General features: G+C 55.6%; 20 protein-coding genes and 2 pseudogenes. 15 read left to right on the plus strand and 7 right to left on the minus strand.

What is annotated here, in order from left to right:
• Positions 1 to 606, minus strand: a pseudogene (locus tag THISIDRAFT_RS04975) (IS5 family transposase); the annotation flags it as partial.
• A gap of 169 nt (positions 607 to 775) precedes the next feature.
• Here THISIDRAFT_RS04975 and THISIDRAFT_RS04980 point away from each other — a divergent pair.
• The 10 genes and pseudogenes from THISIDRAFT_RS04980 to THISIDRAFT_RS05025 all read left to right on the plus strand — a co-directional run bounded on the left by THISIDRAFT_RS04980 (position 776) and on the right by THISIDRAFT_RS05025 (position 11,221).
• A complete protein-coding gene (locus THISIDRAFT_RS04980; protein WP_006788381.1) occupies positions 776 to 2,005 on the plus strand; it encodes an iron-containing alcohol dehydrogenase in 1,230 nt (409 codons plus the stop codon).
• Between the two features lie 14 nt (positions 2,006 to 2,019).
• On the plus strand, positions 2,020 to 2,268 hold the full coding sequence (locus THISIDRAFT_RS04985; protein ID WP_006788382.1) for a hypothetical protein: 249 nt from the start codon (positions 2,020 to 2,022) through the stop codon (positions 2,266 to 2,268).
• A 106-nt stretch (positions 2,269 to 2,374) separates the two neighbouring features.
• Positions 2,375 to 4,429 (plus strand): elongation factor G, encoded by a 2,055-nt coding sequence (fusA, locus tag THISIDRAFT_RS04990; protein WP_006788383.1) that lies wholly within the window; start codon positions 2,375 to 2,377, stop codon positions 4,427 to 4,429.
• Between the two features lie 123 nt (positions 4,430 to 4,552).
• Positions 4,553 to 5,587: a type IV pilus twitching motility protein PilT gene (locus tag THISIDRAFT_RS04995; protein WP_006788384.1), complete on the plus strand. Its 1,035-nt coding sequence runs from the start codon at positions 4,553 to 4,555 to the stop codon at positions 5,585 to 5,587.
• A 277-nt stretch (positions 5,588 to 5,864) separates the two neighbouring features.
• Positions 5,865 to 6,596 carry a hypothetical protein gene (locus tag THISIDRAFT_RS05000; protein WP_006788385.1) on the plus strand — a complete coding sequence of 244 codons (732 nt, stop codon included), beginning with the start codon at positions 5,865 to 5,867 and terminating at the stop codon, positions 6,594 to 6,596.
• Between the two features lie 188 nt (positions 6,597 to 6,784).
• Positions 6,785 to 7,105: a tetratricopeptide repeat protein gene (locus THISIDRAFT_RS05005; RefSeq protein WP_006788386.1), complete on the plus strand. Its 321-nt coding sequence runs from the start codon at positions 6,785 to 6,787 to the stop codon at positions 7,103 to 7,105.
• A gap of 82 nt (positions 7,106 to 7,187) precedes the next feature.
• Positions 7,188 to 7,694 (plus strand): annotated as a pseudogene (locus THISIDRAFT_RS05010) (IS607 family transposase); the annotation flags it as partial.
• 55 nt (positions 7,695 to 7,749) lie between these two features.
• Complete coding sequence (locus tag THISIDRAFT_RS05015; protein WP_246585327.1) at positions 7,750 to 8,850, plus strand: RNA-guided endonuclease InsQ/TnpB family protein; 1,101 nt, start codon at positions 7,750 to 7,752, stop codon at positions 8,848 to 8,850.
• 31 nt (positions 8,851 to 8,881) lie between these two features.
• Positions 8,882 to 9,943 (plus strand): glucokinase, encoded by a 1,062-nt coding sequence (gene glk, locus THISIDRAFT_RS05020; protein WP_006788388.1) that lies wholly within the window; start codon positions 8,882 to 8,884, stop codon positions 9,941 to 9,943.
• Between the two features lie 246 nt (positions 9,944 to 10,189).
• Entirely contained in the window at positions 10,190 to 11,221 is a 1,032-nt protein-coding gene (locus THISIDRAFT_RS05025) for a Fe(3+) ABC transporter substrate-binding protein (RefSeq protein WP_006788389.1), read from the plus strand.
• A gap of 135 nt (positions 11,222 to 11,356) precedes the next feature.
• Here THISIDRAFT_RS05025 and znuB read toward each other — a convergent pair whose 3' ends face one another.
• Positions 11,357 to 12,196 (minus strand): zinc ABC transporter permease subunit ZnuB, encoded by an 840-nt coding sequence (gene znuB, locus THISIDRAFT_RS05030; RefSeq protein WP_006788390.1) that lies wholly within the window; start codon positions 12,194 to 12,196, stop codon positions 11,357 to 11,359.
• A 90-nt stretch (positions 12,197 to 12,286) separates the two neighbouring features.
• On the opposite strand from znuB, the gene THISIDRAFT_RS05035 reads away from it, so the two are divergent.
• Positions 12,287 to 12,496 (plus strand): YjfB family protein, encoded by a 210-nt coding sequence (locus tag THISIDRAFT_RS05035; protein ID WP_006788391.1) that lies wholly within the window; start codon positions 12,287 to 12,289, stop codon positions 12,494 to 12,496.
• A 518-nt stretch (positions 12,497 to 13,014) separates the two neighbouring features.
• Here the strand turns inward: THISIDRAFT_RS05035 and THISIDRAFT_RS05040 are convergent.
• The 5 genes from THISIDRAFT_RS05040 to dxs all read right to left on the minus strand — a co-directional run bounded on the left by THISIDRAFT_RS05040 (position 13,015) and on the right by dxs (position 19,400).
• On the minus strand, positions 13,015 to 13,935 hold the full coding sequence (locus THISIDRAFT_RS05040) for an ADP-ribosylglycohydrolase family protein (RefSeq protein ID WP_006786205.1): 921 nt from the start codon (positions 13,933 to 13,935) through the stop codon (positions 13,015 to 13,017).
• 23 nt (positions 13,936 to 13,958) lie between these two features.
• Positions 13,959 to 14,783, minus strand: a complete 825-nt coding sequence (locus tag THISIDRAFT_RS05045; protein ID WP_217159103.1) for an endonuclease domain-containing protein — start codon at positions 14,781 to 14,783, stop codon at positions 13,959 to 13,961.
• A 79-nt stretch (positions 14,784 to 14,862) separates the two neighbouring features.
• Complete coding sequence (locus THISIDRAFT_RS05050; RefSeq protein WP_006786203.1) at positions 14,863 to 16,587, minus strand: proline--tRNA ligase; 1,725 nt, start codon at positions 16,585 to 16,587, stop codon at positions 14,863 to 14,865.
• A gap of 111 nt (positions 16,588 to 16,698) precedes the next feature.
• Positions 16,699 to 17,532 carry a posphoenolpyruvate synthetase regulatory kinase/phosphorylase PpsR gene (gene ppsR, locus THISIDRAFT_RS05055; protein WP_006786202.1) on the minus strand — a complete coding sequence of 278 codons (834 nt, stop codon included), beginning with the start codon at positions 17,530 to 17,532 and terminating at the stop codon, positions 16,699 to 16,701.
• Positions 17,529 to 19,400 (minus strand): 1-deoxy-D-xylulose-5-phosphate synthase, encoded by a 1,872-nt coding sequence (gene dxs / locus THISIDRAFT_RS05060; protein WP_174269462.1) that lies wholly within the window; start codon positions 19,398 to 19,400, stop codon positions 17,529 to 17,531. Before dxs ends, ppsR begins: the two co-directional genes overlap by 4 nt.
• Positions 19,401 to 19,887: 487 nt before the next feature.
• Here dxs and yajC point away from each other — a divergent pair, with 487 nt between their 5' ends.
• The 4 genes from yajC (at position 19,888) to hprK (ending at position 24,100) form a co-directional block, all read left to right on the plus strand.
• Complete coding sequence (yajC, locus tag THISIDRAFT_RS05065) at positions 19,888 to 20,217, plus strand: preprotein translocase subunit YajC (RefSeq protein WP_006786200.1); 330 nt, start codon at positions 19,888 to 19,890, stop codon at positions 20,215 to 20,217.
• Positions 20,218 to 20,250: 33 nt separating this feature from the next.
• Complete coding sequence (secD, locus tag THISIDRAFT_RS05070; RefSeq protein WP_006786199.1) at positions 20,251 to 22,116, plus strand: protein translocase subunit SecD; 1,866 nt, start codon at positions 20,251 to 20,253, stop codon at positions 22,114 to 22,116.
• Between the two features lie 21 nt (positions 22,117 to 22,137).
• On the plus strand, positions 22,138 to 23,085 hold the full coding sequence (gene secF, locus THISIDRAFT_RS05075; RefSeq protein WP_006786198.1) for a protein translocase subunit SecF: 948 nt from the start codon (positions 22,138 to 22,140) through the stop codon (positions 23,083 to 23,085).
• A 76-nt stretch (positions 23,086 to 23,161) separates the two neighbouring features.
• Positions 23,162 to 24,100 carry an HPr(Ser) kinase/phosphatase gene (gene hprK / locus THISIDRAFT_RS05080; protein WP_006786197.1) on the plus strand — a complete coding sequence of 313 codons (939 nt, stop codon included), beginning with the start codon at positions 23,162 to 23,164 and terminating at the stop codon, positions 24,098 to 24,100.
• The last annotated feature ends 7 nt before the right edge of the window (positions 24,101 to 24,107 follow it).

Consider the following 24,107-nt stretch of genomic DNA (forward strand, 5'->3'; position numbering starts at 1 on the left):
GAAACGAAAGCGCTGGGCAACCCAGTCAACCAGGCGTCCACTGTAGCCGCCGTCAACCCAGATCGTGCGCAGCTTTTGCAATGACCGGGGAGATGGCGCAGGAGTTGGCGCGCCCCATCACGGTCTTGCACGCTGGCGGCGGTGACAAGGACGGCCAGCACCAGCCCCAGGGTATCGACCAGAAGATGGCGTTTGCGGCCCTTGATCTTCTTGCCGGCGTCATAGCCGCGCTCGCCAGGAATCGCCGTGGTCTTGACGCTTTGGTTGTCCAGACACCCGGCGCTCGGATGCTTGTGACGCCCGTGGCGTTGCCGTAGCCGAGCGCGTAGCCTGTCATGAAGACGCTGCCAGGTTCCATCGCGCCGCCAGCGATTGAAGTCATAGTACACTGCCGACCAGGCAGGAAAGTCGCGCGGCAGCTGACGCCACTGGCAGCCCGTCTGCAGGATATAGAAGATCGCATTGATGACTTGGCGCATGCTGAGCTTACGAGGGCGCCCGACCGGGGCGCTCGGCAACAGCGGCTTGATCGCCTTCCAGGCGCCGTCGCTGAGGTGACTCGGGTAGCGTTTTTTTGCGAATCTTCTTGCTGCATTTCTGGGGCATGTGGGCCACTTCCTAGAAAAAATCGTAGGTTAAGCCATTACGCGATTAATTTCCAAACAGCCTCTTAGACTTAAAGCAGTAACGCATCGCCTTGGATTGGTGCAGTATAGTACATTGCAACCGCGTACCAGCGCGATAACCCGCGCCAATAGCAACCCAGGATAACCTTATGTCATTTGATCACGATGCATCAATGCCTAGGCAATTATTTAGCCATTTTGTGCTGCCGCAGATTGACTTTGGCAGCGGGGTGCGCCGGCTGATTGCATCACGGGCCCGTCGCTTCGGACCGCGTATTTTACTGATTACCGGCGCCCAGTCTTTGCAGCGTGGCCCATTTTGGCCGGAGATGCTGGCCCGCTTTGAGGCCGAAGGGCTGGAAGTGTTGATCCACGCGGTTGCCGATGAACCCTCGCCGCACGGGGTTGATGCGGTGGTTCGGGAGTATCACAGCGCAGGCATTGCGGCGGTGGTTGCCATTGGCGGTGGCAGTGCGCTGGATGCCGCCAAGGCCATTGCGGGCTTGTTGCCCAGCGGAGATTCTGTGCTGGAATATCTGGAAGGCGTTGGCCCGCAACGGCCTTATCATGGACCGGCGCTGCCCCTGATTGCCGCACCGACCACCGCCGGTACCGGCGCAGAGATGAGCAAAAACGCGGTGTTGAGTGTACGCGGTGGGGATGGCTATAAAAAATCCTTTCGCAGTGATTTGCTGATGGCGCGTCATGCGCTGATTGATCCGGATTTTCTGCAGCACTGCCCGCCTGAGGTCTTGGCGGGCAATGGCATGGATGCCTTGACACAATTACTCGAATCCTATGTTTCCCGGCGGGCCTATGCGCACACCGATGCCCTGGTACTGAGCGCGTTACACCGCCTGCGTGTGAGTCTGCTGCCGCTGGTGCAGGACTCTGGTAATGCCGAGGCGCGCTCCGGGATGGCTTACGCGGCGATGGTGTCGGGGATCACCCTGTCTCAGGTAGGGCTGGGCGTAGTACACGGGCTGGCCTCGCCGCTGGGGGCCTTTTTCCCGATTCCCCACGGCCTGGTCTGTGGTGCCCTGCTGGCCCCGGCCACGCACAGCAATATCGAGGCCTTGCGCCACGCTGAGCCTGGCAGCGCGGCCTTGCAGCGTTATGCCACCTTGGGACGGGTGCTGGCGGGTAACCCGGCGCTGGACGATAACGCCGCGCATGACGCCTTGATACAACAGCTGTATGCCTGGAGCAAGGCTCTGGGGCTGCCAACCCTGGGGGCTTTGGGGGTCACAGCGCAGGATTATGCGCGTATCATTGCCCACTGTCGCGGTTCCAGTATGCAGACCAATCCTATTCATCTCAGCGATGCACAGCTTGCCGAGCTGCTGGCACGCTGCCAAACCACCGCCTGGCTGGCCTGATTCGGAGTTTCCTCATGCCCATACGTTTTGAAGAACAAACGGCGATTCTGGAAGAATTTTGTACGGTTGAAGAGGCCGATACCCTGTTGGCCTGGCTGATGGAACACCCCGATGCACAAGTGGATCTGGCACCCTGCAAGCATCTGCACGCAGCTATTTTGCAGGTGCTGTTATCCTGCAAACCCACGCTGAAAAACCTGCCACAGGAGGATGGCGAGCTGCGCGCCTGGATGCAGACCCTGCGTGATAGCCCGCCGTCCTGATCACAGTCCGAACGTAGCGGCATCGTCCAGGTGCCGCACCCAAAAAAGCGACGGCTGGGAGCCGCCGCCACGATAATCCCTTTATTTTGTAAGGAGTTGACACACGATGGCACAGTATGGACCGCATGATATCCGCAACATTGCCCTGGTTGGTCCGGGCGGTAGCGGTAAAACCACGCTGATTGAGGCATTGCTGGTGCAGGCCGGGGCCTTGCCAGAGGCGGGCAGCATCGAAAAAGGCACGACGGTGTGCGATTTTGACCCGCTGGAAAAATCCATACAGCACTCGCTGGAACCGGCCATTGTCCACCTGGAAAACGCCGGTTGCCATATCCATCTCATTGATACCCCCGGAATGCCGGATTTTCTCGGGCGGGCGGTGAGTATCTTGCCCGCGATTGAAACCGTAGCGATTACCATTGAGCCGCAATATGGGGTAGATATCACCACCACGCGCTTGCTGGAGCGCGCCGATGATATGCGCGCCTGCCGCCTGGTGATTATCAACAAAATTGAGCAGCCGGGCATTGATTGGGAGGCGGTCATGAACCGCCTGCGCGACACCCTGGGGCCGGGCTGTCTGCCCATCAATCTGCCCGCAGATCAGGGACGCCGCGTGGTGGATTGTTACTTTGCCCCGGATACTGCGGCACAGACTGATTTTTCCTCGGTCAAAGCGGCGCATGATGCGCTGATTGATCAGGTGGTTGAGCTCGATGAGGCGCTGATGGAGCGCTATCTGGAGCAGGGCCAGGCGCTTGATCCACAGCAGTTGCATGATCCCTTTGAAGAAGCCCTGCGGCAGCGTCATTTGATACCGATCTGCTTTGTGTCGGCCAAAACCGGCGCGGGCCTTGCGCAGTTACTGCGCGTCTTTTGTGAGCTGATGCCCAATCCGGCCGAGGGCAATCCACCGCCCTTTGTCAAAGGCGAGGGCGAAACCGCCAAGCCGGTGATGGTGCTGCCCGACCCGCAACAGCACGTTGTGGCGCATGTTTTTAAGATCAGCTTTGACCCGTTTATCGGCAAACTGGGCATTTTTCGCATCCATCAGGGCACGATCACCCCCAATACCCAACTGTTTATCGGCGATGCCCGCAAACCGTTCAAGGTCTCGCATCTGTATCGGGTGCATGGCAAAGAACACAAAGAGATTCCCCTCGGCCTGCCCGGCGACATCTGCGCCGTGACCAAGGTCGATGAGCTGCACTTTGATGCGGTTTTGCATGATTCGCATGACGAGGATCATTTTCATCTGCGCTCTATCCGCTGTCCGGCGCCGATGTTTGGCCTGGCGGTTCAGGTCAAAAAACGCGGTGACGAACAAAAATTTTCCGATGCCATTCACAAAATCGCCGATGAAGACCCCTGTCTGGTCATTGAGCAGGCCAAGGATGCCAACGAAACCGTGCTGCGCGCCGTCGGGGAGCAACATTTGCGGGTGATTCTGGATAAGCTGCGTGAGCGCTATCATCTGGAGCTGGAGGTCCGGCCACCGCGCATCCCCTACCGCGAGACCATCACCCAGCCCGCCGAAGGCCATGCCCGCCATAAAAAACAAACCGGCGGCGCGGGCCAGTTTGGCGAGGTGTTTTTGCGCATCGAACCGCTGCCACGCGGCGAGGGCTTTGTGTTTGGTAACGCCGTTGTCGGCGGGGCCATCCCCGGACAGTTCATTCCGGCGGTGGAAAAAGGCGTGCGTCAGGTGCTGGAAAGCGGCGCCATCGCCGGTTATCCGCTGCAAGACCTTAAAGTGACCGTGTATGACGGCAAATATCACGCGGTTGATTCCAAGGAAATCGCCTTTATCGCCGCTGCCCGCAAGGCTTTTCTGGATGCCATCCACAAAGCCAAAGGAGTGTTACTGGAGCCGGTGGTAAATATCCAGATCAAAACCCCCAGTTCCGCTGTGGGCAGTATCACCGGCGATTTGGCCAATCTGCGTGGGCGCATCAATGGCACCAGCGTATTGCCGGATGGGCGTTCTATCATTGACGGGCAAGTGCCGCTCAGTGAGCTGGATAATTACCAGTCCAAGCTCAAATCCGTCACCGGCGGCGAGGGTTCTTACACCATGGAATTCAGTCATTACGAGGCCGTCCCGGCGCGTATCCAGCAAGAACTGATCGCTGCCTTCAAACCCAAAGACGACGAGGATTAAATCCGGCCCTGCCCCGCCGTATTATGGCCGCTGGCCTTATGCCCAAGACCTGTGACAGGCCAGCGGGTGGGTGCTATATTGACGGCGCTGTACGTGCCTTCATCTTAAATCGCGGGGATTTTTATGGACATTGCTCAACTGTTGACTTTTAGCGTCAAAAACGGCGCTTCTGACTTGCACCTATCCGCCGGGCTGCCGCCGATGATCCGCGTGGATGGCGACGTGCGGCGCATCAATGTGCCCGCGATGGAACACAAAGCGGTGCATGGCATGATCTATGACATCATGAACGATAAACAGCGCAAGGATTATGAAGAATTTTGGGAAACCGACTTTTCTTTTGAAATCCCGGGGCTGGCGCGCTTTCGTGTGAATGCCTTCAATCACAACCGGGGGGCCGGGGCGGTCTTTCGTACCATTCCCACCAAAATCCTCACCCTTGAAGAACTCAAATGCCCCAAGATCTTTGCACGCATTGCCGAATATCCACGCGGCATTGTATTGGTGACCGGGCCGACCGGCTCGGGTAAATCCACCACCCTGGCGGCGATGGTCCATCACAAAAACGAAAATGAATACGGCCACATCCTCACCGTAGAAGACCCCATCGAATTTGTTCATGAATCCAAACGCTGCCTGATCAATCAGCGCGAGGTGCATCGTGACACCCTGGGTTTTAATGAGGCACTGCGCTCGGCCCTGCGTGAAGACCCTGACACCATCCTGGTCGGGGAAATGCGCGACCTGGAAACCATCCGCCTGGCCTTAAGTGCGGCAGAAACCGGGCATTTAGTGTTTGGCACCCTGCATACCAGCTCGGCGGCCAAAACCATTGACCGCGTGGTGGATGTCTTTCCTGCGGCTGAAAAAGACATGATCCGCGCCATGTTGTCTGAATCCTTGCGGGCGGTGATTTCCCAGACCTTGCTCAAGCGCATTGGCGGCGGGCGTGTCGCTGCCCATGAAATCATGCTCGGCACCCCGGCCATCCGTAATCTCATTCGTGAAAACAAGATTGCCCAGATGTACTCGGCGATTCAGACCAGTCAGGGTGTGGGGATGCAAACCCTGGATATGTCGCTCAAAGAGCTGCTCAGCAAGGGCCTGGTTGGCAAAGAAGAAGCCCGTCGTAAAGCCACCAACCCCGATGCCCTGTAGTCAATAATCCACTTTTTATCATGCGCTGGGCGGTCCGCACCCACACAACAGGCACTGGCCTGACCAATGCCTGTTTGTATCTTGCCGTTTTCCCGATGGATACACAGCAAGGCCCTCTTTTCCCAGTAATTCATAATTAAGAATATGCTTATTTTATTTAGCAATAAATTGATTTAAGCTTCAGCGTTATGCACATTTGGCGGACCTATCACTGAAGTGATACCGTGCATCCCCCAACATCCTCACGATTTCAGGCTGCAAAAAGGTATTTTTTAGAATGCATACAACATGGCTCAATCTGCCGGGATTGCACGTCCCGCTCAAGGCATTATTTACCGGTTATCTGATCGTTGTCGGCTTTGGTTTTTTAGCCGCCGGCACACAGATTTTGCTCACGCATGGCATGGCCGATGGCAAGCTGGGGCTATCGATGAACGATATTGTCTACAGTTTTTACGGCAATCGTGAAAATTCCCGCCTGGAAGCCAAGCTCAGGGGCTCCATGAGCGACAAAGCCACGCCCGAGGAAAATGAGATCATGATCCAATGGGCACGACGCGGCGCGCCTTTCAGCGAATGGGAAGGCACCATCAAGCCCATTGTGGATGCCAAATGTGCGGCCTGTCATACCAACATCCCCACCCTGCCCAATGTCACCCTCTTTGAAGTCATGCAAGAATCAGCCGAGGTGGATAAAGGCCCTTCCATTGAACACCTGACGCGGGTTTCACATATCCATCTGTTCGGCATGTCCTTTATCTTCTTTTTCATCGGCCTGATTTTCTCCATGGCCGTTGGATTTAAACCCTGGATCAAAGGGCTCATCATCTTCATCCCGTTTTTCTCGCTGGCGCTGGATGTTGCCGGCTGGTGGCTGACCAAATTCAACCCCGGATTTGCCTGGATGATCCTGGTCGCTGGCCTTGGCTATGGTTCCACCGTGGCCATCATGTTGCTGACTTCGCTGTATCAGATGTGGCTGATGCCCTTAGCCCGTCGCCCTGCATAAGCGCGCTATAGCTACCTGCTTTTATCCACATGATGCGCCATATTCACTGTAACATGGCGCATCGTGTGCCATCCATTCCCCATAAAACACCGCGAAGCCTGCGGCTTCGTGCCAAGCCAGTGCCTGGTGCTCCCGCAACGCTTAAATCGTGTGATATTTAAATCCTGTGATATCAAGAGGGCTTTGCTATGGCGACCATTGCCGTGCTGGAGGATTTATTAACCCGAGGACAAGACAATGCCCTGTTGCGTTTTTCGCTGGGCAATGCTTATTTGCAAGCCAATGACGCCGCACAGGCAATCGTGCATTTGCGTCAGGCTCTGGTTTATGATCCGGACTATTCTGCTGCCTGGAAGCTGCTTGGCAAAGCCTTGACGCTGGATGGACAGACCGCCGAGGCCCTCAGCGCCTATACCCAGGGTATTGAGGTTGCCGCCCGACGCGGCGATAAACAGGCCGAAAAGGAAATGCAGGTGTTTAAAAAACGCCTGGAGCAGCACGCCGATTAAGCGGATCATTTCTCATGGAGTTGACATCTAGGCTTTATTATACTAACTTTTGCTTACATTCTTAAGTAAACGCGGAGCACACATGCCCAGGTATGTTCCATCCAGAGAAGCCGCTAAAATACTCGGACTCCATGCAAACACACTTAGAAAATATGCCGATGAAGGGCGAATCGCCACTTACCGAACTGCCAGTGGGCAGCGAAGGTTTGATGTCGACTCCTATCTTGGCGCCGCCGTTGAAGCCAAGCCAGTTATCATTGGCTATTGCCGAGTGTCTTCACCTGCCCAAAAGCCAGACCTTGAGCGACAAGCCCAATACCTGCGTGAGTGCTACCCAGGTGTCGAGATCATCCAAGATGTCGGCTCCGCCCTCAACTATCAGCGTAAAGGGCTTAAATCCTTACTGGGACGATGCCTGCGAGGCGAGAAGCTCACAGTTGTGGTTGCCCACAAAGACCGACTCGTTCGTTTCGGATTTGAACTCATTGCGTGGATTATCCGCGAGTGCGGCAGTGAACTCGTGGTTCTCAGTGGAGATAAAAGAGAACCCGAACGTGAACTCGCCGAAGATTTACTGGCCATCGTTCATGTCTTCGCTTGCAGGCGCTACGGGCGAAGAAATTACCAGAGCAAAAAGAATCAAGATGCGGCCAACGCGGTCGCAAGCGAAGCTGCTGAACTCGTGGTTGGGCGTCTATCGGTTCGTCTACAACGAGACAATTTGGCTACTGAATCTGCGGATCGTCCATCCGAACTTCATGGCCATCAAGAAGTACCTGATCCCCCATCTCGCTGAGGAATACCCCTGGACAAAGGAGTGTCCGAGAGCGATTCGTGATGGTGCAGTTGCAGAAGCCTGCCAGACCGTGCAGCAGGCGATTGCGAAATTCAAGCGCACGGGCGAGGTCAGCCGGTGTCGCTACAAATCGCGTAAAGATGCGCAACAGTCATTCTTTCTCAGGAATGATCAGTGGTCAAAAGATCGGCGCGGGTTCAACGTTAGGGCCTTGGGCGACATGAAGTTCGCAGAGGCACTACCGATGAATCTGCGTGATGGTCGTGTCATAAAGTTTGCCAACAAGTGGTATGTCTCCCTCCCGGTTCTAAAAGAACCAGATGCAGCCGAGAACCAAGGCCGTCTGGTTGCCCTTGACCCCGGTGTGAGAACCTTCCAGACATTCTTTAGCGACCTTCACGTTGGTCATCTAGGGCAAGACGATTTCCAGAGGATTGTGCGCCTAGCGCATCATCTGGATCTGGACCGTCTCTTGTCTCGTCGCGATAAAGCGGAAGGGAAGCGCAAACGTCTGTCTTTTACGAAAGCGGCGGATGCTATCCGATTGAAGATCAAGCACCTGATCGACGAACTCCATTGGAAAGTCGCTCGTTTTCTAACGGACAACTTTGATGTCATCCTTCTGCCAACATTTGAAACAAAGCAGATGACGTCAAAGGCTGGGCGAAAGCTCCGCCGCAAGTCTGTCCGCAGCCTCCTCTCGTTCGCGCACTATCGGTTCGGCCAACGGCTAGAGCAGAAGTGCATCGAACGCGGGAAGAAGCTGGTGCGCGTCTGTGAGGCGTACACATCAAAGACAGCGAGCTGGTCAGGTGAGATCATCAACATCGGTTCTGCGAAGGTCATTCGCTCAAACGGCATTGAAATGGAACGCGACGAGAATGGCGCCCGTGGGATTTTCCTGCGGGCTTTGGTGGATTCACCCATCCTCATCGAGGGTGCGCGTTAGCGTATGTTAACGAAACAGAATCAGCGTATCGATGCACACAGCCTGTTCAGATCAATATATCCTCGCCGGCGATATCGGCGGCACCAAAAGCCTGTTGCTCTTGGCACAGCTTGACGGCAAGCGCCTAAAACCGCTGTATCAGCGGCGCTATCTCAGTGCGGCCTATGCCGATATCCATACCATGCTGGATGATTTTTGCACCCGGGCGGGTCTGAGCGCGCCGCCGCACATCGCCTGTCTGGCACTGGCCGGGCCGGTGGAATCGCTGGAGGAGGATGACACACAGGCGCAATTGACGAACCTGCCGTGGTGTTTACAAGGCAGCGTCATCGCGCAGCAATCCGGTATTGCCAAGGTGGTGCTGCTCAATGACTTTGCCGCCATTGCGCATGCCCTGGATGCGCTGGAAGAGGAGCAGCACTGTACCTTGCAATCGGGCAAGCCCCCGCTGCGCGGTACGCGGCTTATTCTGGGCGCGGGAACCGGGCTTGGGGTCTGCATTGTGCCACCCGGCTGCGCCCGTCAGGCCTTATCCACCGAAAGCGGTCATGCCGGTTTTGCCCCCGCCGATGCCCAGCAGCAGCGGCTATGGTCATATATCTTCGCTCAGGAGGGCCGCTGTACCCGCGAACATGTGCTCAGCGGACAGGGCATTGTGCGCATTGCACAATTTTTGCGGACGCAGGGTGAATCCGCCAGTCCCGCCTTGGAGGCGGCATTGGCGCAGTCCTCGGCAGATCCGGCGGCGGTGCTCAGCGAATTTGCCCTGCAGCATCAGGAGCGACTGGCCTATAAAAGTCTGGCCTTGTTTGCGCGGATTTACGGCAGTCTGGCTGGTGATCTGGCGCTATCCTGCCTGCCCTTTGGTGGGGTATATATCGCCGGGGGGATTGCCCCCAAAATCCTGCCCCTGTTGCAGGAAGACAACCGCTTCATCCAGGCCTTTGCCGACAAACCACCGATGACCCACCTGCTGACCCAGATGCCGGTTGCCGTCATTCTGGATACCGCCATCGGCCTGCGCGGCGCGGCCCACTTCGCCGCCAATCTGAGCCGCAATGCCTCCGGAAATGCCGAACTGCGCCCGACATAAACCAACTTTACCGTTAAAGCCCTCATGGCAAACCCGCAGCGACCGCACGCATGGCGCTCTGCGCTGTGCGTGAATTGTCAGTGCAAGATGTACATCTCTAATGCAAATAGTTATTGTTTGTGTTTCTTTTTGATGTATACTGGCACCCATGTTTTTACAGGTAATACACAGGTTTTCGATCTGTGCATTATTGGGCTAGGCGGGTGTTTGCAGCACTTGCCATTTATTGACTGAGGTGATTGAAGCATGTCTGTTTCTTTGTCCCGATTTTTCATTCCTGGCCTGCTGCTGGCAGGCTTGGCCTTTCCAGTCTCAGCCTCTGCCGATGGCGAGGTCAATCTGTATTCCGCCCGTCAGGAAAACCTGATCAAGCCGCTGCTTGATGAATTTACCCAGGAAACCGGGATTCGCGTCAATCTGGTCACGGCGCGGGCTGATGCCCTGTTGCAGCGACTGCGCAGCGAGGGCCGCAATAGTCCGGCGGATGTGTTGATCACGGTGGATGCCGGCAATCTGCACAGTGCCAAAGAGGCCGGCGTGTTACAGCCCATTAGCTCTGAGATCCTGACGCGGGATATTCCGGAAACCTACCGTGACCCGCAAGGTTACTGGGTTGGTTTGTCACAGCGGGCGCGTCCCATCATGTACGCCAAGGATCGGGTAGACCCCAGCAGCCTCTCAAGCTATGAGGCGCTGACCGGTGAGGCGTGGCGTGGACGCATCTGCATTCGCTCCTCCGATAATGTTTATAACCAGTCGATGCTGGCCTCGATGATTGCCACCCAAGGGGAAGAGGCGACGCAGAACTGGGCCAATGCCTTTGTCAAAAATTTTGCCCGTCCGCCGGTGGGTGGGGATCGTGACCAGATCAGTGCCGTTGCGGCGGGTCAATGTGATATTGCCATCGCCAATACCTACTATCTGGCCTTGATGCTTAATTCAGAAGATGCTGCCGAACGCACCGCCGCCGAGAAAGTTGGTGTTTTCTGGCCTAATCAGGCAGATCGCGGGGTACATGTCAACATCAGCGGCGCTGGCGTGACCGCACATGCCCGTAACAAAGACAATGCCATCCGTTTGCTGGAGTTTTTGGTCAGTGATCAGGCGCAGCAATGGTATGCCCAGGCCAATCAGGAATACCCCGTCAAGCCTGGCGTTAGCTGGAGCGAAACCCTGCAAGGCTTTGGTGAATACCAAGCGGATAGCGTGAACATGACGCTTTTGGGTGAATACAACGCCCCGGCTGTGCGCATCATGGACCGGGCGGGTTGGCGCTGATCTTTGTCGCAACAATATAGCGACCTATAACAAACACATAGCGCCCACCGTCACGGTGTCGCTGCAACCGTGTCATGCAAGCCTGTGCAAGGATTTGCATGGCACGATGCCCCGAGAAGCTTATAAGCCAGCGTGTTATTTGAAGAAGCGCCTTGCTGACCTAACGGCATAGGGCCACAACCCCCATACAAGATGGATCGCACCAAACAACACTGCCGCCATCACCACAATAGATGGGCCGGTGGGCGTATCCCAACGTAAAGAGCCCCCCAAGCCCCCCACAACCGCCAAACACCCAAAGCCCGCCGCAAACCACGCCATTTGTTCCGGGGTACTCGCAAGGCGCCGCGCCGTAGCCGCCGGGATGATCATCAAGGAGGTAATCAGCAACACCCCGACGACTTTCATGGCCACCGCAATTACCACCGCAATCAATAGCATAAACAGCATACTGACCAGAGTAGCTGGCACACCCTCCACCCGCGCTAGATCCTCATGCACAGTCATCGCCAGCAACGGTCGCCATAAAAAGCCCAAAATCACCAACGCCAACAAACCGCCCCCCAGAATCCAGCCAAGATCGTCATACGAAATAGCCAGAATATCGCCAAACAGGTAAGCCATCAGATCAATGCGTATCCCTTCCAGAAAGGCCACCGCAACCATCCCTAACGATAGCGTGCTATGCGCCAGAATACCCAGCAGCGTATCCGATGCCAGACGTTGCTGATGCTGCAAAAACACCAGCAGCAGGGCCAGCCCCAGGCAAACCGCAATCACACTCAGATTGAGATTGAGACTCAATAAAAAGCCCAGCGCGACCCCTAACAGCGCCGAATGCGCCAAAGTATCGCCGAAATAGGCCATACGCCGCCAAACCACAAAGGTTCCAAGCGGCCCTGCAACTATTGCAACCAGCACGCCTCCAATAAAGGCGCGTATAATAAAATCGTCCACATTAACGGATTCAATCATGAGGGGGCGAGCATCTTAGCGTACCGCCATCTGTGCGGGCAACCTTGATACACTGACCTGATCTTTGATTTTGAACACTCGGAGGATATTATGGATGTGAATGCCATTGCCAGCCTGGCAACGCAGCTTTCCCAGCAAAAACTGGCTCAACAACTCGATATCGCTGTCATCAAAAAAACGCTGGAGGTCCAGGAACAAAGCCTGGACAGCTTGCTTGGCACGATGAATGTCGCTCTGGAAGCCCCACCGTCAACCCAACTCCCGGCTAACCTGGGAAATTACATCAATACCACCGCCTAAAGGCACCCCGTGCCCTCATCAGTTTCTCCGCGAGAAACCCCGCCGTTCAGGGCGGGGAAGTATAGCGCACGGCGCGGGAATCTCCCTTGCGGAGATTCGCATAGCGCCGCTATACTGGCCATGTTCTATAAACCTACGGTCGGGCGGACCGAAAGTAACGCCTGTCAGATACGAGAATGTGAGTCCTGGGGAGCACCTGCCTGCGCCGCGCCTGCCTGCCGCGACGCGCGCGGCGCAGGCAGGTGCGTCGCGGCAGGCAGGTGGGTTGGTTCGCCACCGTAAAAGCTCCCGCGTGGAGCTTAGCGGCGATAACCAAGCCTTCTCCTTGGGCGGTCTCGGGGCAGGAACCCACCGAAGCGTGTGTTGTATGTGCATTGTGCAACCTCGCCGTAGGAATCCTCTTCCTTCAGGGAGAGGAGGACGTCAACGTCAAAACAACTGCATACGCCTAAATTTGAAGATTTAGCCCGCCGAATGTCCTGAGCAAAAATAGCGCCGGAGTGTATCCGGCGCTATTTTTATGGAAATACCGTGTTGATGTAGGCGATGGGCTTTAGAAGGTCCAGCCTTGATACTAATTCAGGGGGCGGGGTCATACCGTTTAACACGGCAAGGCCACCGGCAATGGCGCCTACGGTATCAGAGTCACCGGCTATCACCACGGCGTTACTGATCATTTGCATAAAATCACGGGCATGCAAGACTGACCCGACGGCCAAGGCCAAGGCTTCCTCTGCGACCCAACCGTCGTGATTTCTTTTGTAGGCCGCATAGTCATGCGGGGTGTCTACCGCTGTCAAATGCTCAAGAAATTCCTCTGACACACCATAATCACGCGAGCGTGCCAGCGCTTCACGATATGCCTCATAAAAGGTACAGCCTTCAAGCACTAACCAGTGAATAATGCAACAGACTTCGCTGGCATAACGGGCGAATGGATGATCATGCGTGACTTTCGCATCCGTCCCAGCCCATGCGACCACCTTATCCATATCCCAGCCAAGCGATTTTCCATAGTACGGGATCGGCGTGCAACGCATCACCGTACCGTTGCCTTTGGAGTTGTTGTTTTCATGTGGGCTACGCGCTTTTGCGGCAGACGCCATGCAGGTATTTCCGGGCGCCCGGGCGATGTACATTTCTATAAAACGCATCAACCCGGTTTCTGCCTTCGCCTGTAGGTCTGTCGGTGCGGGGCTTGTCTGCGTCTGAAACCATTGATGATAGCCCTGCCACAAACAACGCCCCAATATCAATGACTCCGCCAGAAACAAGGTCATTTGGGTGTCGTCAGACACGACCAAGGTATCTTTAGCATCCACCATTGCCTGTAAATCACTGAGCCTTGGATTGGACATAAATTCCAACGGGTAGCCAAGGGCATCGCCAACCGCTACCCCTTGGATAACCTCACTGAACGACACTTGCGTTAGTTTCATACGATTTGCTGCAATGTTATATTTTAATTTAAGTTTTTTTCTAAACCACCTAAGCGGCTGATATTTTGTTTGATTATCGGAATGCAGTATTTATTCATTTCATTTTTAACCTGATATGTGTTAAAACGCAACACGCGCCAGCCTTCCGTGGATATTTCGTTGTCACGGATATTATCTAGCCGGGCTTGTTCTTTATTGCAATGCCAGGTATCACCATCGGTTTCAAGATTTAGCTTGCCCTGATTGCAATACACTGCGAAATCCAAAAAATAACCAGTGTTTTTAATTTTAATCCATTCTTGTCTTTCCGCATTGATTTCCCAGCGTTTAAGTGCCGCCCAAAGACGGTCTTCAAGCGGGCTTCCGTCATATAGGTCATTAATTTCTGAGGCACTTATGAATTTTTTCCATGTTGTAGGGATAAAGATTATGCGCCGCCAGCGGCGACTGAAAATAGGGTTTTCAAGCGTCTGCAATGGCTTGATATTTAATTTATAATATAATTTTTTTTGTTTGCTGTTTGGTGGCTCATCAGGGAATAGATCCCAGCGCCTGGCTTCCTGAATGTCAATGACTTCGGCGTAATATCTGACGGCGTAAGCATGTTTTCCAAATACTTTTGTTTGGTAAAACGCTAACCACCGAGGTGGCCAACGCCCTTTAAGTAATTTATTCACGCTGGCAACAGGGATACGATACCAGTGCTGTTCATAAAGTATATTTAAATCATCTTTATTATTAAGAATAGCGACAAGAACTTCGCCTTGCATCGTTTTTATCTCCTCTTCCTTTTTATCCTGAAAACCGCTAAAGCTTAACTCGCTCGGCATCTGCCGGTTTACTGTCATGGAATGCCGAGCAGGAGGTGGCGGCGGCTTCTAGCCGTCGCTTCTTTTAAGCGACACCTGGAAGGTGTCGCCACACTTTCTAGGCCGTTTTACCCAGTTGCTCCAATATAAACGCTTCAAGATTTTCGACCGGGATGTTTTGCGATTCGCTGGCGGTGCGTGCCTGATATTCAACTTCGCCTTTATCCAGTCCGCGTTCGCCGATGACGATGCGATGGGGGATGCCGATCAGTTCCATATCGGCAAACATGACGCCGGGGCGGGCGTTGCGGTCGTCATATAAGACCTCAATGCCTAATTCGCTAAAGCGTTGATACAGGCGTTCGGCGGCCTCGGCAACGGCGGCGGATTTATGTGCGTTGATGGGGCATAAGGCGAGCTGAAACGGGGCGATGGCCAGTGGCCAGACGATGCCTCGGGGGTCGTGGTTTTGTTCAATGGCGGCGGCGACTACCCGTGATACGCCAATGCCATAGCAGCCCATCGTCATGATGATTTCCTGGCCTTGTTCATCGAGTACGCCGGCCTGCATGGCGCGACTGTATTTGTCGCCGAGCTGGAAAATATGACCGACCTCAATGCCGCGCTTGATTTCTAGCTGGCCTTGGCCGTCGGGGCTGGGGTCACCGGCAGTGACATTGCGCAGATCGGCCACCGGCGGGGCGGGTACGTCGCGTTCCCAGTTGATGCCGAAGTAGTGTTTGCCCTCCATATTGGCACCCGCTGCAAAATCAGCCAGGACGGCCACGCTACGATCCATGATGCAGGGGATATTCAGCCCCACCGGCCCCAGGGAGCCGGGTCCGGCACCGATAACGGCGCGGATTTGTTCTTCACTGGCCATGCGCAGCGGGCTGGCGACCTCGGGCAGTTTTTCTGCCTTGATGGCATTGAGTTCATGATCGCCGCGTATCAATAAGGCCACCAGCGGGGCCTTGCAGCCCTCGGCGGCTTCAACGACCAGGGTTTTCAGGGTGCGCTCGATGGGCAGGCCAAATTGGTTCACCAGATCGCTGATGCTTTTGGCGTTCGGCGTGTCGGTGAGGGTGAGCGGCTGTGAAGGTGCGGGACGCGGGTTTTGTGGGACCAGGGCTTCGGCCAGTTCCACATTGGCGGCGTAATCGCTTTGGTCGGAAAAGGCGATGGCGTCTTCACCGGAATCGGCCAGCACATGAAATTCATGCGAGGCGCTGCCGCCGATGCTGCCGGTATCGGCCTCGACGGCGCGAAAATGCAGGCCACAGCGGCGAAAGATGTTGCTGTAGGCGGTGTACATCTGCTGATAGGTGTGTACCAGACTTTCCCGGTCGGCGTGGAAGGAGTAGGCGTCCTTCATGAGAAATTCACGCGCCCGCATGATGCCAAAGCGTGGGCGGATTTCATCGCGGAATTTGGTTTGAATCTGATAGTAATTGACCGGTAATTGCCGATAACTGCGCACTTCGCGGCGCACCAGGTCGGTGATCACCTCTTCATGGGTGGGGCCAACGCAAAATTCACGGGCGTGGCGGTCGCGCAGCCGTAACAGCTCCGGGCCGTATTGTTCCCAGCGCCCGGATTCTTGCCATAATTCAGCGGGTTGTACGGCGGGCATCAGAACCTCCAGGGCTCCGGCGCGGTTCATTTCCTCGCGCACGATGGCCTCGACCTTGCGCAAAACACGCAGGCCAATCGGCATCCAGGTATACAAACCCGAGGCCAGGCGGCGGATATAGCCCGCCCGCAGCATCAGTTGGTGGCTGATGATTTCGGCATCGGCGGGGGTTTCTTTGAGGGTGGCAAGTGGAAATTGAGACAGACGCATGGTGTGGTGAGTCCAGGGTAGCAGCGATTGAGCAAAGGTCGTGTGGGTGCGCCCAGGCGGCGCGGTTCAGGGGATGGCATCGGGCGGATGCCATCACGGTTTAAGCGGTTTTTAATAAATTCGGCGGACTACGGCGGCCTGTTGAATGATCTGTGCCGAGATTTCCTCAACAGACATCTGGGTGACATTTAAAAAGGGGATGCGCTCGCGGCGAAACAGCCGTTCTGCGGCACTGACTTCATCATTGACCTGATCTGTGCTGGCGTAGCGGCTGTTGGGGCGACGTTCCTGACGAATCTGTTGCAGGCGTTCGGCATCAATGGTCAGACCGAAGAGTTTGGTGCGGAAAGGTTCCAGCTGCGCGGGCAGGCGCTTGCTGTCAAAATCCTCATCGGCCAGCGGATAATTGGCGGCGGCGATCCCAAATTGCAGGGCCAGATACAGACAGGTCGGGGTTTTGCCGGTGCGCGACACGCCCATGAGGATGATGTCGGCCTGCGGATAGTCGCGAATCGCCGCACCATCGTCATTGTGCAGGGCAAAATGCAAGGCATCAATGCGCTGTGAATAGACGTGCAGATCACCGATGCCGTGAGAGCGCCCCGCCACCTGCGAGGCAGAAAGGCCCAGCGCCTGTTCCAGCGGGCCGGTAAAGGCTTCAAAAAAATCAAAGATCTCGCCATGACAGTGTTTGAGCCGATCGCGCAAAGCCCGATCCACCAGGGTGATGAACACCAGCGGCTTGCTGCCTTCCCGGCGGGCGGTTTCGTTGATGCGCACAATCACCTGATCGATTTTTTCAGGGGTGTTGAGAAAGGGCAGATTGGAGATATTGAAATGCACCCCGTCAAAGCGGGTCAGCAGGGTATGACCCAAGGTCTCGGCGGTGATGCCGGTGCCATCAGACAGATAAAACACCGAGCGGCTGGGAAGTGCTGCACTCATAGACCAAGCTTTTCCAGACGGGTGCGAATGGCCTGCTCAATGCCTGCAACATCCAGCCCGGCATCCTGGAGCAATTCTTCACGGCTGCCGTGCTCCTGAAAGCGATTGGGCAGCCCCAGCAATAACAGCGGCGTGGTCTGCGCATGGTGCGCCAGACATTCAGCCACAGCACTGCCTGCACCGCCAGCAATCACATTGTCTTCCACGGTCACCAGCAGCTCATGCGAGGCGGCCAGTTCCAGCACGAGGTTTTCATCCAGCGGTGCCACAAAGCGCATATTGACCACGGTGGCATCCAGGGTTTCCGCCACGGCGCTGGCCTCAATCAGCGGCGCACCAAAGGCGAGAATGGCGATTTTGCGGCCCTGTCGGCGGATTTCTGCCCGTCCCAGGGGCAAAGTTTCCAGGCCGGGCGTCATTGCAGTCCCTGGGCCACAGCCACGCGGATAGCGCACTGCCGCCGGTTGGTTCAGGGCAAAGCCGGTGGATAACATCTGGCGACACTCGTTTTCATCCGCCGGGGCCATGATCACCAGATTGGGCACACAGCGCATGAAGCTCAAATCCAGATTCCCGGCATGAGTGGCGCCGTCTGGCCCGACCACCCCGGCGCGATCAATGGCCAGCAATACCGGCAGATTCTGCAGGGCAATATCATGTACCAGCTGATCATAGGCGCGCTGCAAAAAGCTTGAATAAATCGCCACCACTGGCTTCAGACCCTCGCAGGCCATGCCGGCAGCCAGGGTCAGGGCGTGCTGTTCGGCAATGCCCACATCGTGATAACGCTCCGGGAAGCGCTGGGAAAAGGCCACCATGCCAGAGCCTTCACGCATCGCCGGGGTGATGCCCACCAGACGCATATCCGCCTGTGCCTGATCACACAGCCACTGCCCAAATACCTCGGTATAGTTCGGGCGTACCGGTTTGGCCTGGGGGTCAATGCCAACGTCTGGGTTGAATTTACCCACGCCATGATAGGTGCAGGGATCTTTTTCGGCAGGGGTATAGCCTTTGCCTTTTTGCGTGACCACATGCAACAGGCGCGGCCCCTTGAGGGAATGCAGATTACGCAGCATCTTGAGCAGCCCGTCGAGGTCGTGTCCATCAATCGGGCCGTAATAATTAAAGCCCAATTCCTCAAACAGGGTGCCCGGCACAATCATCCCTTTGACATGCTCCTCGGCGCGGCGCATGAATTCACGCATCGGCGGCATGTGGTTAAGCACCCGTTTACTGCCCTCGCGCACATTGGAATAAATCGGCCCGGATAACAAGCGGGCGAGATAATTATTCATCGCGCCGACATTGGGCGAGATCGACATCTCGTTATCATTGAGAATCACGAGAATATCGCTTTTATTGCCACCGGCATGATTGAGCGCCTCAAAGGCCATGCCCGCCGTCATGGCACCATCGCCGATAATCGCGACACTGCGTCGGGCCTCGCCTTTTTGGCGCGCTGCCAGGGCCATCCCAAGCGCTGCGCTGATGGAGGTGCTGGAATGCCCCACGCCGAAGCTGTCATATTCGCTTTCCTCACGCTTGGGAAAGCCCGATAACCCGCCCCGGCTGCGCAGGGTGTGCATCTTGGTCTTGCGTCCGGTGAGGATTTTGTGGGCATAGCTTTGATGCCCCACATCCCACACCAGGCGGTCGTAAGGCGTATCAAAGAGATAATGCAGGGCAATGGTGAGTTCTACTGTCCCAAGATTGGCCGCCAGATGGCCGCCAGTGCGTGCCACTGACTCCAGCAGAAACTGGCGCAATTCGCACGCCAGTGCAGGCAATTCATGTTCAGACAGCGTGCGTAAATCCTGGGGCGTATGGATACGATCAAGTATGGGATGAGCAGTTGCAAGCATGATGTTGTCAGATCGAGTGGCTAAATCTTGATTATCCGGCCTGTCTTTAGGCTATGCAACCTCTTATTGATGTACAGCAATTCTAAATTCAAGCCTGCTATGTCATCAGGGTCTAGTGAAAGCCCCATGCCCCACAGCGCGTGGGCGGTGTTGAGTTCACCGCAGTGACGAATCGCTCGAAAGCCCCTGATCGCTCAAGGGGCTTAAAATTTGGAATTGCTGGCAACACAGGCTGGTCATGTAGAACGCTGTGTTTTGTGCGATAATGCGCCCCTTGTTTTGAAGGCCGGATCGGCATCTGTTTTTTAAGCGGTATCTGGAAGATGCCGCTACGTGCTTGTATTGGATGGTTATTTTCACACGCGGACACAGGGCCGTTTTTGCGGTTTGGCGTACTGCGTATCGATTATCTATGTAGCGGCATCATCTTGATGCCGTGCTAAAAAAGCGACGGCTAGAAGCCGCCGCCACAACTATTGATGGGGGTTTTATGAATTTTTTGATTTCGGACGCATGGGCGCAGGCTGAGGGTCAGGCAGGCAGTGGTTTGATTGAATTTATCGTGATGATCGTGATCTTTTTCGCGATCATGTATTTTCTGATTATTCGCCCTCAGTCCAAGCGCGCCAAGGAACACAAGGCCATGGTCGATGCCTTGGGCAAAGGCGATGAGGTGGTCACCAATGGCGGTTTGCTGGGCAAAGTGACCGAACTCGATGATGCCTTTATCAAGATTGAGGTGGCCGAAGGCACGGTGGTGAGCATTCAGCGTCATGCGGTGGCGGCGGTGATGCCCAAGGGTACGATGAAGGCCCTGTAATCAACGGCTCGATCAATCAATTTCGGTGTTTGCATGATTAACCAGTATCCTCTGTGGAAGTACCTGCTCATTGTTATCGTGATTGCGGTGGGTGTGGTGTATTCCTTGCCTAATCTTTTTCCTGAAGATCCCGCAGTACAGATTTCCAACCCGGCGACCGGTGTAGTGGATGACATCACACGCGGGCAGATCAATGCGGTGCTCTCCGGCCAGGGGCTTAATCCCAAGGCGGTGGAATTTGACGGCACACAGAGCTTGCTGCGTTTTGATAACACCGAAGATCAATTGCAGGCAGCGGATGTTTTGCGCACCGCCCTGGGCACCTCGCATGTGGTGGCCTTGAATCTGGCCCCGGCTACGCCGGGCTGGCTGCGGGCCATCAATGCCCGACCGATGTCTCTGGGGCTGGATCTGCGCGGGGGTGTGCATTTTCTCATGGAAGTGGATATGGCGGCGGTGGCCGGCCAGGCGCATGAGCGCTATACCGGTGAGTTTCGCACACTCTTGCGCGATGCCCGTATCCGTTATTTAAGCGTGGAGCGTATCAGTGACGGAGTGGCGGTGCGCCTGCGTGATGCCGAGTCACGCGATGAGGCTTTGCGTCTGTTGCGCCGCGATTATCGCGGTGATCTGGAGTTTTTCAGCACGCAAACGGGTGAAAGCTATCTGATTGAAGCGCGCCTGTCCGCCGATCATCTGACCGATTTGCGGCGCATGGCCCTGCAGCAAAATATCAGTACCCTGCGCAATCGCGTCGATGAGCTGGGGGTTGCAGAGCCCTTGATCCAGCAGCAGGGTGAGGATCGCATCGTGGTACAGCTGCCGGGGGTACAGGATACTGCCCGCGCCAAGGAGGTGATCGGGGCCACGGCGACCCTGGAATTTCGCATGGTCGATGAGCAAAACGATGCGCTGGAGGCGCAAAGCAGTGGACGCATTCCGCCGACCTCGCGTCTGTATCGTGAGCGTGATGGTTCGCCGATTCTGCTGCAACGCCGGGTGATGCTGACCGGCGATTATATTACCGACGCCAGTTCCGGGATTGCCCAGGACAGCGGCAGTCCGGCGGTGTTTATCAATCTGGATGCGCAAGGGGCGCGGATTTTTAGCCGGGCCACCGGGGAAAATGTTGGCCGCCTGATGGCGGTGGTGTTTATTGAGACGAAAGTCGAGCGGGTTGAGGAAAATGGCCAGTTGGTGATCCGCACCCAGCGGGTTGAGGAGGTCATCAATGTGGCGCGGATTCAGGAGCAACTCGGGCGCCGCTTCCAGATTACCGGACTGGAAAGTACCCGTGAGGCGCGCAACCTGGCCTTGTTACTGCGTGCCGGTGCCTTGGCGGCACCGATGATGATTGTCGAGGAACGCACCATTGGCCCGAGTCTGGGACGCGACAATATTGAGCGTGGCTTTAATTCAGTGGTCATCGGTTTTGTGCTGGTGCTGATTTTCATGGCGCTTTATTACCGGGTCTTTGGTCTGATTGCCAGCTTTGCTCTGACCCTGAACCTGGTATTGATTGTCGCTGTATTGTCGCTGCTGCAAGCCACCCTGACGTTGCCCGGGATTGCCGGGATGGTACTCACTGTGGGGATGGCGGTGGATGCCAATGTGTTGATTTTTGAACGTATTCGCGAAGAATTACGCAATGGCAATTCGCCCCAGGCGGCAATTCAGGCGGGCTATGAACGTGCTTTCTCGACCATTGCCGATGCCAATATCACCACCCTGATTGCAGCGATTGTGCTGTTTATTTTTGGCACCGGTCCGATCAAAGGTTTTGCCGTTACCCTGTCTATTGGTATCGTGGTGTCGATGTTCACCGCCATCATGGTGACCCGTGCCATTGTCAATCTAAGCTATGGACGCCAGAAACGGCTCAAAAAGCTTGCCATCTAACCCGAGCACTCGCCCACTGCTATGCTGAATTTTAAAGACGCCCAGATCAATTTCATGAAACAGCGCAAGCTGGCGCTGATCATTTCGCTGACCTTGATCATCGCCTCGCTGCTGACGCTGTATTTTCGCGGCCTCAACTTCGGGATTGACTTCACCGGCGGCACCCTGATTGAGGTGCATTATCCTGAGCCGGTCGGTCTGGAGATTGTGCGCCCGACACTGGAGACGCACGGCTATGAACGCGCCATTGTGCAGCATTTTGGCACCTCGCAGGATGTGCTGATCCGCATCGCCCCGCGTGAGGATGAAGATAGCGCGCTGTTGTCCAACGAGATCTTTCGCATTTTGCAGGCAGATTTTGCCGGGGTGCTGGAATTGCGCCGGGTGGAATTTGTCGGCCCGCAGGTCGGTGAGGAACTGCGCGAGCAGGGCGGATTGGCGATGCTTTATGCCCTGTTTGGCATTTTGATCTATATCGCCTTGCGCTTTGAGTGGCGCTTTTCGGTGGGGGCGGTGCTGGCGTTGATGCATGATGTGATTATCACGCTGGGGATTTTCTCGTTATTGCAGCTGGATTTTGATCTGGGGGTCTTGGCGGCCTTGCTGGCGGTCATCGGCTATTCGCTCAATGACACGATTGTGGTCTATGACCGCATCCGCGAAAATTTCCGCAAATTGCGCAAAGAAAGCGCCATGCAGGTGATGAATCTGTCCATCAATCACACCCTATCGCGTACCATCATCACTGGCGTTACCACCTTGCTGGTGTTGCTGGCGCTGTTTTTCCTCGGCGGCAGCGTGCTGCAAAACTTTGCCTTGGCCCTGATCATTGGTATTGTGGTAGGTACTTACTCCTCTATCTATATCGCCGGTGCCCTGGCATTGATGATGGGCGTGGATCGCAGCGTCATGTTGCCGGTGAAAAAAGAAGGCGCTTCACAGCCCTCCCTGGATGAACAACAGCCCTAAAAACACCTTCCTGCAGCTACCGCAAATGCCGTGCACAGGTGCGGCATTTGCGTCATAACCCTAAAGACTGTGCACCTTGGCTGAATATCTTTCGGTACGTTGCATTGTAGAAGCGCTGCACAAGCGTCTGGGGCTGGGCTGGCTGGCGGGCCGCAGCGGTCAGACGCGCCGCATCCGCGCCCAAAGCAATGACCCCGGTTCGCGCTCTTTAGTCGGGCATCTGAACCTGATCCATCCCAACCAGATTCAGGTGCTTGGCAACGCCGAGCTGCATTACCTCAATACCCTGCGCAAGCATTCCCGTCATGATGTCCTGGAGCAGCTTTTTTGCAACCAGACAGTAATGCTGATTATCTGCGATGATCAGTGCCCCTCGCATGGTCTTGTCACGCTGGCCGATAAAACGCACCTACCTTTGTTGCAAAGCGCCTTGCCCAGCCATGAACTGATCAGCTGCCTGCGCTACTTTTTCAGCAATCGCCTGGCTGAAACCACGGTGGTGCATGGGGTATTTATGGAGGTCATCGGCGCGGGTTTACTGATTACCGGACAAAGTGGTATAGGTAAAAGCGAGCTGGCCCTGGAATTAATCAGCCGGGGGCATCGACTGGTTGCCGATGATGCGCCCAATTTTGCCCGCATCACCCCGGAGACATTGCGGGGTAGCTGTCCGCATATTCTTGAGGATTTTCTTGAGGTACGTGGTCTGGGGGTGTTAAATATCCGCGCCCTGTTTGGTGACAGCGCCATCAAATCCAGCAAGTATTTGCACCTGATCATTGATTTATGTGCGCAAGATCAACTCACCGTGGATGCCTTGGACCGCCTCAACGGGATATGCTACACCCGCACCATTCTGGGGCTGGACATTCCGGTGATTGCCTTGCCGGTAGCCCCAGGACGCAATCTTGCGGTCATGGTGGAAACGGCGGTGCGCAATCACTTGTTGCGCATGAAGGGGTATTATGCCGGAGATGATCTGGCCGCCCGCCAACGCCGCGCCATGCAAGCCTAAGCCAAAC

This window comes from Thiorhodospira sibirica ATCC 700588 (assembly GCF_000227725.2).
GTDB lineage: Bacteria > Pseudomonadota > Gammaproteobacteria > Ectothiorhodospirales > Ectothiorhodospiraceae > Thiorhodospira > Thiorhodospira sibirica.